The sequence below is a fragment of the Chelativorans alearensis genome, assembly GCF_010993735.1.
GTDB lineage: Bacteria > Pseudomonadota > Alphaproteobacteria > Rhizobiales > Rhizobiaceae > Chelativorans > Chelativorans alearense.
Map to the genome: position 1 here is coordinate 95426 of NZ_WQNI01000007.1, position 12497 is coordinate 107922.

Here is a 12497-nt window from a genome sequence, read left to right on the forward strand (position 1 = left end):
CGATGCAGCGCAAATACGAGCCGCGCAAGGTTCAGCTCGGCCCCGACGGCCAGCGCGTCGCAACCACTGCCATGATCGCCTCGCTTGCAGCGGAAGGCTATGACACCGTCGCTGCTCCGTTCGGCCATGCACTGGTGGACGCCGCGAAGAAGGACGACAAGATCGTCGGCCTTTCCGCGGATCTCGCGAAATACACCGATCTGCACATCTTCGCACAGGCGATGCCGGACCGGTTCTATCAGATGGGCATGGCTGAGCAGCTTCTGATGTCCGCTGCTGCGGGACTGGCCCGCGAGGGGTTCAATCCGTTCGCCACGACCTACGCCGTCTTCGCCTCGCGTCGGGCCTACGATTTCATCGCGATGGCGATTGCCGAAGAAAACCTGCCGGTCAAGATCTGCTGCGCGCTTCCGGGTCTTACGACGGGATATGGGCCAAGCCACCAGGCGACCGAGGATCTGGCGATCTTCCGGGGTCTGCCGAACATGACAATCATCGATCCCTGCGACGCGGACGATATCATGGGCATGGTGCCGCAGATCGCTGCACATGACGGTCCGGTCTATACCCGACTGCCGCGCGGCAAGGTGCCGACGGTGCTGACCCGCCACAAGCCGGACTACAGGTTCCAACTGGGCAAAGCGCAGATGATCCGTGAAGGCAAGGACGTCTTGATCGTCTCCACTGGCTTCATGACTATGCGCGCACTCGATGCGGCCGAGAAGCTCACCGCGGACAACATTGACGTTGCGGTGCTGCATGTTCCGACGATCAAACCCTTCGATGCCGAGACGATCCTCGCCGAGGCTCGCAAAGGTGGACGGCTGGTTGTTACGGCCGAAAACCACACGGTCGTCGGAGGCTTGGGCGAAGCAGTAGCCCGTACGCTCCTGACGAACAGCGTGACGCCCAGGTTTCGGATGATCGGGCTGCCGGACGAGTTCCTTGAGGCCGGGGCGCTGCCGACGCTGCACGACATGTACGGATTGACCGTCGACAAGGTCGCCGAGCGCATCAAGGGCTGGCTCTGAGCGCCAGGCAACTCTGATATTTCAAAGGGAGGAGAGAGGCCATGGGGCTTCTACAAGAGAAGTTTGTCATCGTGACAGGTGCCGCCTCGGCACGCGGTCTCGGCAAGGCTACGGCGCAGATGTTCGTCGAGCACGGCGCCACAATTGCCATTCTGGATCTCGACGCCAGCGCTGCGAAGGCTGCCGCGGCCGATCTGGGCGACAGACATGTGGGCCTTGTCTGCAACGTCACCGACAAGGCTGCCTGTGAGTCGGTGGTCAAGACTCTGCTCGATAGGTGGGGGCGGGTCGACGTGTTGGTGAACAACGCGGGGATCACCCAGCCGCTCAAGATCACGGAGATCACGGCGGAAAATTACGACGCGGTGCTCGACGTGAACCTGCGCGGCACGCTTTACATGAGCCAAGCGGTCATCCCCGGTATGCGTGCACAGAAGTCGGGCAGTATCGTCAACCTTAGCTCGGTCTCGGCGCAGCGCGGCGGCGGCATATTCGGCGGTCCGCACTATTCGGCCGCCAAGGCGGGCGTGCTCGGCCTCACCAAGGCCATGGCGCGCGAACTTGCACCGGACAACGTGCGTGTGAACGCGATCTGTCCCGGCTTCATCGCCACCGACATCACAGCAGGCAAACTGACGCCCGAGATGAACGTGCAGATCCTCGCCGGCATCCCCATGGGACGCGCCGGTGCGGCGTCCGACGTCGCCGGCTGCGCCTTGTTTCTTGCGTCCGACCTCTCCGCCTACTGCACGGGCACCGAGGTCGACGTCAACGGCGGTTCGCTGATCCACTGAGCCATTTCACGGCGCCCGGAGGAGCGGCGTCATTCGTAGAAGTCTTCAAAACGGGAGGAGTTCACCATGAAGACCAGACTGCTAGCCATCCTGGCCGCCACCATCATCGCCGGCGCCGCGCAAGCTGACGAAGTGATCTTTGCGCACGGCGAAAATCCGGGCAACCCGCGCACCGTCGCGGCCGAGAAATGGGCCGAGCTCTTCACCGCCTGCACGGGCGGCGAACACACCGTCAACGTAGCGCCGTCGGCGACCATGGGCGATGACGCCGAGATGCTGACGTCGGCCACGGCAGGCGTGATTCAGGTCACCGCCAACAGCCAGGGTGCGATGAGCCAGATCGTGCCGGAGATCGGCCTGCTCGGCCTTCCCTTCCTGTTCGAGGATCTTCCCACCGCGTGGGCAGTTCTGGATGGTGAGGTCGGCGACATGATCGATGAGCGTGCACAGAATGCCGGGCTGAAGCTGCTCGGCTTCTGGGACAACGGCATCCGCAACGTCAGCCACATGTCGAAGACCATCCCGGAGCCGGGCGACATTAAGGGCATGAAGATCCGCACCCCGCCGGATCAGATGACGGTCGACATTTTCGAAGCGCTCGGCGCTTCTCCCGCTCCGCTCGCTTTCTCGGAGCTCCCAACGGCACTCCAGTCGGGCGTATTCGACGGACAGGAAAATCCGCTCGTCAACATCTATTCAGCGAAGATCCACGAGATCACCAAGTTCATCACGCTGACCGGTCACAAGTACGAATCCACGCCGGTCGTAGCAGGCCTTGCCTGGTGGTCCGGTCTCGACGAAGAGACGCAGAATTGCACGCTGGATGCGACTGCCGAAGCAGGCAAGATGCAACGCGAGCTGGTGTTGGCTTCCGATGCGGACCTGCGTCCTAAGATGGAGGCAGAAGGCGTGGCCTTCGCCGAGGCCGATAAGGCCGCCTATCAGGCCGCGACCCAGTCGGTCTACGACAAGTATGCCGAGAAGTATCCGGAGCTTGTCGCAGCTCTGCGCGAAGCGGCGGGCCTCTAGATGTCCGCCGGGGACAATCCGTCCCCGGAGAACGGCCGGAAGGGGCGCCATCGCCCCTTCCTCGGCCTAGTTCGGGGAACGACGACGACACTCGACTGGAGCGGGCGCCTGATCGTGTTCGTCTGTCTTGTCACGATGTTCGTTGCCTTGCTCGCCAACGTCGTGCTGCGCTACGCCTTCGGGTCCGGTATCTCTTGGGCCTACGAAATTCATGCCCTGCTCTTGCCTTGGCTGGTTGCCGGCGGCCTCGTGATCGCGTCGGCGCGCGGACGCAACATCGCTATCACGCTTATGTCCGACATGCTGAAGGGGCGCGCCCTGCTCGGCTTGAACCTAGCTATCCAGTTAGCGATCTTGGTCATCGCCCTGAGTGTTCTCTGGAGCTGCCAACCGATCCTGAAGGCGTCGCAATTCCAGTCGCTCTCGACCCTCGGGATCAAGCAGGTTTGGGGCTATTCGAGCCTGGTATACGCGTTCGGCGCCATGGCCCTGATCGCGGCGCTCGACATCGTGCGAACGCTCGCTGGCGAGGATATCGCTGACCACGATCCCGGCCACGCAAGCCAGAGTTGAAGGAGCCATGTCATGATTGCCCCCCTCATCTGGATATTCTTCCTTCTGCTCGCGATCTCGGTTCCCGTGGCCCACGCGATGCTCGGCGGCGTCGCCGCCGCGCTCTGGCTCGACGGTAAGCCGATGGCAGCGATCGCCCAGCGGCTTTACACCCCGACGCAGAGCTTCCCGATGCTCGCCATCCCGTTCTTCATCCTGGCCGGCAACCTGATGATGTCGGGCAATTTCGGCATCTATCTGGTCAACATCGCCCGCCTCATGGTCGGCAACTTCAAGGGCGGGATGGGCCAGGTCTCGATCATCGGATCGGTGATGTTCGGCGGGGTCTCAGGTTCTGCGGTGGCGGATGCCTCTGCAATCGGCAACGCTTTGATCCCGGTGCAACTGAAGGAGGGCTATCCGCGCGGCTTCGCCGCCGCGATCAACTCGGCCTCCTCGACCGTTTCTGTGCTGATCCCGCCGTCGATCCCACTGATTCTCTACGGCCTGGTCTCTAACGTCTCCATTATCGATCTTTTCGTTGCCGGCATCCTGCCGGGCCTGATGCTCGGCATCGGAATGTTCTCGGCAGTTGCGATCGTGGCGAGAATCCGCAACCTCCCGCGCTCGCCCCTGGCCGGCGGCTTCCGGGCGTTTCGTCCGCAGATTGCCGCCGCCGTCCCCGCTCTCCTGATGCCCGTCTTCGTGATCGGCACGCTGCGCTTCGGTGTGGCAACCCCGACCGAGGTCAGTGTCATGGCGGTGGCCTATGCGCTCCTGGTCAGCGGCATCATCTATCGCGACCTATCGTTCCGCAGTATCTGGGAGGCGGTGGTCGACACCGGTCTGATGACCGGGGCTGTCATGATCATCATCATGGCATCGTCGACGATCCAGTGGGTGCTGACCGCCGAACGTGTGCCGCAAGACCTCGCCGTCTGGGTGCAGGCGACCTTCTCCGAGCCGTGGATGGTCATCCTCGCCCTCAACTTGGTGATGCTGGTCGTGGGTGCTTTCCTCGATCTGCCGGCCGCGGTCCTGCTCCTTGGTCCAATCTTCGTTACGATCGGCACCGCCATCGGGCTGGACCTCGTGCAATTGGGCCTGATGATGGTGGTGAACCTCGCCGTCGGCCTCTACACGCCGCCCGTAGGAACGACGCTGTTCATATCGGCCGCGATCTCCGGGGCCCGGATCGGCGAAGCGGTAAAGGCGCTGCTGCCCTTCTACGCGGTAGCGATCGTTGTTCTCCTGCTGATCTCCTATGTCCCGGTACTGACGATCTACTAAAGCCCCCATGGCTTCACATCGATCAGGTTCGGCCCGGATTCGGGCCGGAAGCCGCACCCGTGGCCGACCAGGAGGGATCGTGCCTCACTTTCGTGTTCTTTGGCCTTCCGGCCGAGCCAGTCGGCAAAGCGGTTCACGATTCGCCGGTTGAAGTGACGCGGCGGGCAAACGAACCAGTAAGCTGGGAAGTCGATTACCTCAAACTCCGTCGAGAAGGGTACGAGTTCGCCGCGCTGCAATTCGGGCAGGCACAGCGTCACGCTGTCGAGCGCGAGGCCGCCGCCCTGTTTTGCCAGTTCAATCGACATCGATGACCGGTCGAAGCGGAAAGGATAGCTGAGTCCGGTGACCTCGATCCGGTTCGATGCGAGCCAGAGGTCCCACCGATAGAGCGTCTTCACGCTGTCTATAAGACGCGCGGCCCGGATCTGCTCGCGCGGGTCCGGGGACGTCTCGCGCAGCTGATCCAGGTAGGCCGGGCTGCAAAGAGGCAAGATAAGGTCGTGCATGACAGTGTTGACCGTCAGACCCATCCAGCCGCCGAGACCATATCGAAGATCCAGGTCGACCGCCTCCGTTTCGAAGGCAGTGAAATCGGGCGTCGCATCGATGCGAATGTTCCAGTCACGGTTCTCCGCGGCAAAATCCGCGATCCGCGGCCCGAGCCAGCGCACCCCAAAGCTGGGGCTCACGCGGATCGTCAGGTTCCGCGTGTCCCGTTGCCGCGCAATAGCGCTGCGGGCGTTGCGAATCGCTCCGAAAGCCTGTGACGTCGTCTGAAACAGGCGATCGCCATCCAGAGTGAGCACCAGCCTTCGCTTCTCCCGCCGGAACAGCTTGACGCCGAACTGGCTTTCGAGAAGCCTGATCTGCTGGCTCACCGCGGACGGTGATATGCCGAGTTCGGCCGCGGCTTTGGTGACGGTCCCGAGCCTGGCAACTGCCTCAAAGTATTCCGTGGCCCGGATGTTGATGTCGCGCATGTCCGCTCCAACGCCGGTGGATATCGCGCAACTGTAAGCCAGGCTTCACTAAAGCGAAAGCGCTTCTGAATACCTTTCGGCTCAGGACACCGCCTCTGATCCGTCAGAGACGATAGTAGCGGGCGGCGTTGTCGTGAAACAGCTTCATGCGATCGGACTTGGGGTAGTCTTTCGTGATTTCCTTGAACGAGTCGAAGGTCGCGTCGTAGCTGGAGAACAACTTGTCGACCGGGAAGTTCGACGCGAACATGCAACGGTCGACGCCGAATATGTCGATCGCTGCTTCTACGTAAGGCCGGATCGACTCTGTCGTCCAGGTGAAGTCCCCCATGCCGAGCCCGGAGATCTTGCAGGCCACGTTCTCGGCCGCCGCAAGTGTCCTCATGCCATTGCGCCAGCCGACGAAATGGTCCGGGCCGTCCACCTGCATCCCGGTATGGTTCAGGATGATCTGGGTGTCGGGAAATTCGCGCGCCAGTTCGTGGAATTCACCCATCTGCGGATAGTACAGCTGCAGGTCGAAGGAGAGGCTGCGCTTCACCAGTTCCTTGAAGCCACGACGCCACTCGGGCGTTCGACTGACCTCTGGCCGATCCAAATAAGTCTTTGCCGGATCTTCGTGGTAGTTCATCGACTGCCGGATACCGCGAAAGTTGGGGAATTCCATATGCGCGTCTAGCAGGTCGCCAACGTCGGGCTTCCGAAAATCTGCATAGCCGACGATCCCGTGCGGAAACCCAAGCTTGTCGGCGATACCCTGCAGCCATTTCGTCTCGCCAACCGGATCGGCGGGATCATAGCCAACATCGAGATGCACGGACTTGACCAGGTTCTGGTTCTTCGAGTCATCGAGGAAGTCCTCGATGAGGTAGTCCGAGATAATGGCCGTGTAGTCGCCAAAGGCCGAAGGTTTCGGCCCGTCGTTCAGCCACGGATAGTAGTTGTTGGTGATGTCCCACAGGTGATGATGCGGGTCGATCAACGGGATGTCATTCGCCATGTCATTGTCCTCCCTGCCGAAAAGGCGGGCCGGCCTTGTGGGACTGTCCCGCGCTGGTCGATCTGCGTTTCCGCAAGCGGCGCGTCAGTTCTGCGGGAAGACCCGCGCCACGACCGCCTTGGCCTTGTCGCTGTCGATCTCGTCGGCGGTGACGAGCGGCATGACCAGCGCAAGATTCTGGGTCGTTTCTTCGCCCTTGAGCGCCTTCCAGACCTGCTCGGTGGCGTCGATTCCCTGCCCGACGGCTTCCTGAAAGAAGATGCCCTGGATGGCACCATCTTTCATGAGCTGGATGGTGGTCGGGCTGCCGTCGGCGACAGTGATGCCGATCTCGCCCACGAGCCCGCGGGTTTCGAGAACCTTCGCCGCGCCCGTCCCGGCCTGATCGTACATGCCGTAGATCGCCTTGATGTCCGGGTTGGCGGTCAGCAAATCGTTGGCCTGGGTCACGGCTTCGTTGATCGTCAGGCCCTTCGTTTCGAGGATCTGCACGAGCTCGCAGCCGTTCGCTTCGAACGCTTCCCGCGCACCCGCCAGGTATTTCTGAGCGTTTTCGCGATCCTGTGGCAGAGACAGCATGCCGACCTGGTTCCCGCCGCGCTCTTTGGCAAGTTCACAGGTGTATGTCCCTTGCGCGATCCCGGTCTCGTAGTTGTTCGCCGTCACGGCCGAAGTGAAGTTCGTGAGGCCCGGCTGGGGACCGATGCCAGCGAAGGCCACCGGGATGCCCTGCTGCTCGAGGTAGTTGAGGAACGGCGGGGTCGAGGTCGAGCTCACCGGCCCGATCACGATGGCATCCACGCCCCGGGTCACGGCCACTCGAGCATTGTCCATCTGCTTGGCCGGCGAGTTCTCCGAGGTGTATTCGACATAGTCCATGCCGAGTTCCTCGGCCTTCTGCTGGACGCCGTGCGCCACCCATTGCCAGTAGTCGATGTCCAGCGACGGTGCGATGTAAGCAACCGACTTGCGTTCCTGAGCGAGGGCGGTCTGACCGGTAATGGTAGTCAGGATGGCTGCAACGATGAGGGTCTTGCTGAGCTTCATGGTGTTTCCTCCTCCATGTGATGAAGCGTTACTTGTGGCTGAATCGGTCGATCAGCACCGCGATGAGAATGGCGATGCCGGTGACTGACCCTTGCCAGAAGCTGTTGATTCCGATCAGGTTCACACCGTTCTGGATAACTGTGATCATCAGCGCGCCCAGAACCGCGCCAATTGCCGAGCCGGTGCCGCCGAAGAGGCTGGCCCCGCCGATGACGACGGCCGCGATCGCCTGCAACATGAGGGACGCGCCGGCCGTAGACTCCGCGTTCAGGATGTAGCTCACGGTCAGGAGCCCCGCGAAGGATGCCATGAGGCTTGAGAAGACGTAGGCGGAAAAGCGGGTTCGCTTCACAGGGACGCCCAGGAGATGAGCCGCATTTGCGGAGCTGCCGACAGCGTAGAACCAGCGGCCAAAGGTCATCTTCCGCAGGGCGAGTTCCAGCAATGCCGCGAAAGCAACGCAGAACAAGACATAGTTCGCGATCCCGGGGATGAGTTGCCCGCTATTCAGAAGCCAGAAGTCGGGTGCGCCGATGCCCATGGATCGACCGTTGGTCACAATGAATGCGAGCGAACCGGCGACTGCGTAGGTGATCAGCGTCACCACGAACGGCGCAAGGCCGACGGCGGTCACGAGCAGTCCGTTGATCGACCCAAAAATCAGGCCAACCCCCAGCCCCGCGGCAGCAGATGGCACACTGCCCCATCCCCAAGACATGATCAGCGCGGTCACCATGCCGGTAAGAGAGAAGACAGAACCAACCGAAAGGTCGATGCCGCCGGTAAGGACCACAAGCAAGACACCCAGCGACATGATGACTAGCGGCGCCGCTGCCTGGAGAATGTTTGCGAAGTTCCCGGCGGAGAGTGCAGCAGGAATGAACGCGCCGACGCCCAACATCAACACGACGATTGCTATCGCGATCGCGATTTCCGTTCGGTAGGTTCCGAGGATCGACGGGCCGATGTTCAGTGCACGCGATATCGATTGTGCTTCGGTGTTCATTGGCTGGGCTTCCATTGTCACGCCGCCATACCGGTCAGGTCGGCCAGGGCGTCCTCGTTGTAGGTTTCATGGGCGAGGGGGCCGGTGCATCTGCCGTCCGTGTCAAAGGCGAGAATTTCGTCGCAGATTTCCAGGAGTTCGACGTTTTCGGTGGACCACCAGACGATGATTGTCCCGCTATCAGCCATCTTGCGGATCAGCGCGTAGATTTCCCGCTTCGTGCCGATGTCGACACCTCGCGTCGGCTCTTCCAACACGACCATGCGGAGAGGCATTCCCAGCCAGCGCGCAATCAACAGCTTCTGCTGATTGCCTCCCGAAAGGGTCGACGGCACGCTCCAGATGGAGTCCACCTTGACACCCAGAGTTCTTACCAGGTCACCGCATTCCGCCCGCTCGCTTCTGGAGATATACCGTCGTTTCTCGCGAATACGCCGGGAAGCGAGTACATTGTCGATGATCGGGAGTTGGGCGAGCACGCCCTTGTGCGCCCGGTCGCCGGTGACATAGCCGATACCATTGCGCACCGAAGCAATAGGTGCAGTCGGGCGCGAGGGCCAGCCCTCACCCTTGAGTGACCATTGAGAGGTGCCGGCTTTCCCGATGAGCGTGGAGATCAGACCCGACGGACCATCTGGCGATCCGGCGAGACCAAGGATGGTTCCCAGGTGAACCGGCAGTTCGATGCCTGGTCCAACTAGCGTGACTTCTACATGATCGCTGCGCGTACGTGCGGCCTCAGAGTTGGAGTTGCGGTGTGCCGGCTGTCCCATATGGCGTACGATCTCTGCATCCGTGAGATCAGCAATCGGCCTTGCATTAACGACCGTTCGGCCGTCGCGGATGATTGTGCAGACATCGCAAAGCTGGCGTATTTCCTTCATCCGGTGAGAAACAAACACGATGCCGATACCGGTTTCCTGGGCAAGGCGCTGCAGGACGGCGAACAGGCGCTCAGTCTCTGCAACGGTCAGGTTTGCGGTCGGTTCGTCGAGCAACAAGACCTCGGCGCCCGTGGACAATGCGCGCGCGATCTCGACGATCTGCGCCTCGTGAAGGGTCAGGTCGCCACCCATCCGAGACAGAGACGTTGCTGCGAGATGTGGGTCGATGAGGCTGAGCGCTTTCGATGCGATGTTCTCCGCCCGACGCGCGCTGTACGGCTCGATGAAGGAACGGGCGTGAACGATGCCAATGTTCTCGGCCAGCGTCAGGTGGGGCAGAACGGCCAATTCCTGATGAACAACGGCCACGACCGGTCTGTCGCCGCGCTTTGAGCCGAACTCGACGGTCCCGCCGTCGTAGGTCAAGTCGCCCGTGATGATCCGGATCATCGTGCTCTTGCCGGCACCGTTGCCGCCGAGTAGCGCGTGGATTTGGCCAGGTTGAACGGCAAAGTCGACGCCTTTGAGAACTACCGTCGCTCCGAACTGTTTCTGAAGGCCGCGAACCGAAACCAGCGTCTGGGGACGGTTGCTCTCGTTTGCGCTTGCGGTACAATTCTCATTGCGACGGCCCGCATCCGGGTCTCGCTCTTCCCAGTCGCTCATCCGGGTGTCCTCCCGCCCGGAACATCTCACGCGACCTCCTGGTAAGAAAGTAGGAATTGTTTCAAAGATGTGTAGCTGGGCTAAACGACAGCGCCGCTGGACTACTGGCTGGTCGTGCTGGCGTGCTAACTAACCCACCTCGGCGTCCCAGAAGGACGTGCGATCGGCCGCGAATAGCTGTCCGCAGCGCGGAAATGCCCTGCAGTTCGACGGTGTCGCCCTGAGCAATCGACACTATGGTCTGCAGCCAGAAGCGGGGTCGGGTATTCAGCTACCAGCGATATCTTGCGATCCTCAGCAAGGGGACACATGCCGAGCCAGTATTCGGCCATATCGTCGTTCACCGGTCGGGCGCCGACTATGCCTGCATAGAGCCGGTCGCGCATGTGGCCAATGGCTTCAATCTTGCATCCCAGGCCGTACTGGGAACCGGAACGCGTTTGCTCGATCCGGGCGAAAGCCTGGGCGGTAGTATTTCGTTCGTTGTTGAGCGAGCATAGGTGGACACAGATGCAGTCCCGTCCGGCGTGTCGACGGACCGCTTCAGGATGGCTTCTTCCTATTCCGTGCCGCTGCAAAGCGGGAGCCAGTCAGCATTTGAGTATTCATTGTCGACCGCATAATTGGTCATGGGCCATGGCCGTTGGAGCGCAACGGCCTCCCCGAGGAATCCTGGGAGCGATCCGGACGGCGCTGGATCGCTCCTGCATAACAGTTACCAACCGCCTTCTGCGCGGCGGTTGTATGTTTCTCCGCCGAGATCGAAAACCAGAAGTTTCTTTTCGGTGAAGGTTTCCAGGAACCACTGGCTGAGCTCCCGGCCGACCCCGGAAAGCCCCGCACCGCCGAAAGGTGCAAGCTGATCCCAGTAATTGGAGGTCTCGTTGATGTTGACCGTACCGTGCGGCAACGCTTCGCCGACCTTCCAGGCCGTCGCAAGGTCGCGTGTCCAGAGAGATGCGATCAGGCCAAGGCCGGAGATGTGAGCGATGTCGATGGCTTCCTGAACATCGGAGAATCTGTAGATCGGTGCGACGGGACCGAACGTCTCCTCGCGCATGATATCCATATCCAGTGTTACATCAGTCAGGATCGTAGCGGGATAATAGAGTCCCTCGTCTGGACCGAATTGTTCGATCTTGGCTCCCTTGGTCCGGGCATCCTCGACGTGGTTCTTGACGCGCGTCAGGGTATCTGCGTTGCAAAGCGGTCCCATCTCGGTGTCTTCCGCGGCCGGATCACCGATCTTCAAGGCTGCCGCTTTCGCACGGAACTTGGCTAGGAACTCGTCGTAGACCTTCTCGTGAACGAGAACCCGCTCAGCGGAGGTGCAGACCTGTCCGGAGTAGTAGAAGCAGCCGTTGATCGCCCCATCCACTGCTGCGTCGATATCGGCATCGTCCATGATGATGAAGGGACCGTCTCCGCCCAGTTCAAGAAGATGCGGACGCAACGCGCACTTCTCGGCAATCTTCCGTCCTGTGGCTGTAGACCCGGTGAAAAACACGCCGTCCACCCCCTTGGCTTCCACCAGCGCCGCGCCCACATCGCCTTTGCCCTGAACGATGTTGATCACACCGTCTGGAAGACCGGCATCCTTGAAAATCGCACCCAGCATGGCGCACGAAACCGCAGCATATTCGGACGGTTTCCAGATCACCGTGTTGCCGGCGGCAACGATATGCGCCAGCGCGATGGAAGAGATATCCGTCGGGAAATTATAGGGTGTAATCGCAGCCACGACGCCAAGCGGCCGATGGCTCATGACAAGCCGCTTGTTGCGCGTGCGCTCCTGGGTTGAGGGGAAGCTCAAACCGCGGTGACGAAGAATTTCCTCGGCAGACTTCGCGTAGGACGGCGCCGAATATTCGAAGACTTCTTCTCGGGCATCGGTAATGGTCTTGCCAATCTCCGCAGTAATCATCTGCGCGATCGGTTCGGCCCGTTCAAGGAAAAGCTGGTGAATGCGGCGCATGATTTGGGCGCGTTCAATGGTCGACAATGCAGCCCAGCCGGACTGTGCCGCCCTGGCCGCGGCGACGGCACGCTCCACGTCATCGATTCCCGCACGGCCGACATGGTGCAGCACTTCGCCGTTGTGTGGGTTCTTGACCTCGAAGGTTCCCGCCGAGCCATCTTGCCATTCGCCGTTGATGAGTGCCGCCTTCAGAACGTCGACCTTGACCTTGGTGTGTTTATTCATTGCAGAAGCCTC

11 protein-coding genes are annotated in these 12497 nt (G+C 61.2%); 5 read left to right on the forward strand and 6 right to left on the reverse strand.

What is annotated here, in order from left to right:
- Positions 1–2 precede the first annotated feature (2 nt).
- The 5 genes from GPJ75_RS12220 (at position 3) to GPJ75_RS12240 (ending at position 4696) form a co-directional block, all read left to right on the forward strand.
- Complete coding sequence (locus tag GPJ75_RS12220) at positions 3–1031, forward strand: transketolase family protein (RefSeq protein WP_205602526.1); 1029 nt, start codon at positions 3–5, stop codon at positions 1029–1031.
- A gap of 41 nt (positions 1032–1072) precedes the next feature.
- Positions 1073–1825, forward strand: coding sequence for an SDR family NAD(P)-dependent oxidoreductase (locus tag GPJ75_RS12225; RefSeq protein ID WP_163268461.1), 753 nt, complete (start codon positions 1073–1075; stop codon positions 1823–1825).
- Positions 1826–1891: 66 nt separating this feature from the next.
- The gene (locus tag GPJ75_RS12230) at positions 1892–2854 is read left to right on the forward strand and encodes a TRAP transporter substrate-binding protein (RefSeq protein ID WP_163268463.1); all 963 of its coding nucleotides are present in this window, start codon (positions 1892–1894) and stop codon (positions 2852–2854) included.
- The gene (locus GPJ75_RS12235) at positions 2855–3427 is read left to right on the forward strand and encodes a TRAP transporter small permease (RefSeq protein WP_163268465.1); all 573 of its coding nucleotides are present in this window, start codon (positions 2855–2857) and stop codon (positions 3425–3427) included.
- 12 nt (positions 3428–3439) lie between these two features.
- Complete coding sequence (locus tag GPJ75_RS12240; protein WP_163268467.1) at positions 3440–4696, forward strand: TRAP transporter large permease; 1257 nt, start codon at positions 3440–3442, stop codon at positions 4694–4696.
- On the opposite strand, the gene GPJ75_RS12245 is transcribed toward GPJ75_RS12240, so the two are convergent.
- The 6 genes from GPJ75_RS12245 to GPJ75_RS12270 form a co-directional block, all read right to left on the reverse strand.
- Positions 4693–5679: a LysR family transcriptional regulator gene (locus tag GPJ75_RS12245; RefSeq protein WP_163268469.1), complete on the reverse strand. Its 987-nt coding sequence runs from the start codon at positions 5677–5679 to the stop codon at positions 4693–4695. The genes GPJ75_RS12240 and GPJ75_RS12245 overlap by 4 nt on opposite strands.
- Before the next feature lie 103 nt (positions 5680–5782).
- Entirely contained in the window at positions 5783–6679 is an 897-nt protein-coding gene (locus tag GPJ75_RS12250; RefSeq protein ID WP_163268472.1) for an amidohydrolase family protein, read from the reverse strand.
- Positions 6680–6763: 84 nt separating this feature from the next.
- A complete protein-coding gene (locus GPJ75_RS12255; RefSeq protein WP_163268474.1) occupies positions 6764–7726 on the reverse strand; it encodes a substrate-binding domain-containing protein in 963 nt (320 codons plus the stop codon).
- A 28-nt stretch (positions 7727–7754) separates the two neighbouring features.
- A complete protein-coding gene (locus GPJ75_RS12260) occupies positions 7755–8732 on the reverse strand; it encodes an ABC transporter permease (protein ID WP_246249032.1) in 978 nt (325 codons plus the stop codon).
- A gap of 17 nt (positions 8733–8749) precedes the next feature.
- Entirely contained in the window at positions 8750–10282 is a 1533-nt protein-coding gene (locus tag GPJ75_RS12265) for an ATP-binding cassette domain-containing protein (protein WP_163268478.1), read from the reverse strand.
- Positions 10283–10997: 715 nt separating this feature from the next.
- Positions 10998–12485 (reverse strand): aldehyde dehydrogenase family protein, encoded by a 1488-nt coding sequence (locus tag GPJ75_RS12270; protein WP_163268480.1) that lies wholly within the window; start codon positions 12483–12485, stop codon positions 10998–11000.
- Positions 12486–12497: the final 12 nt, after the last annotated feature.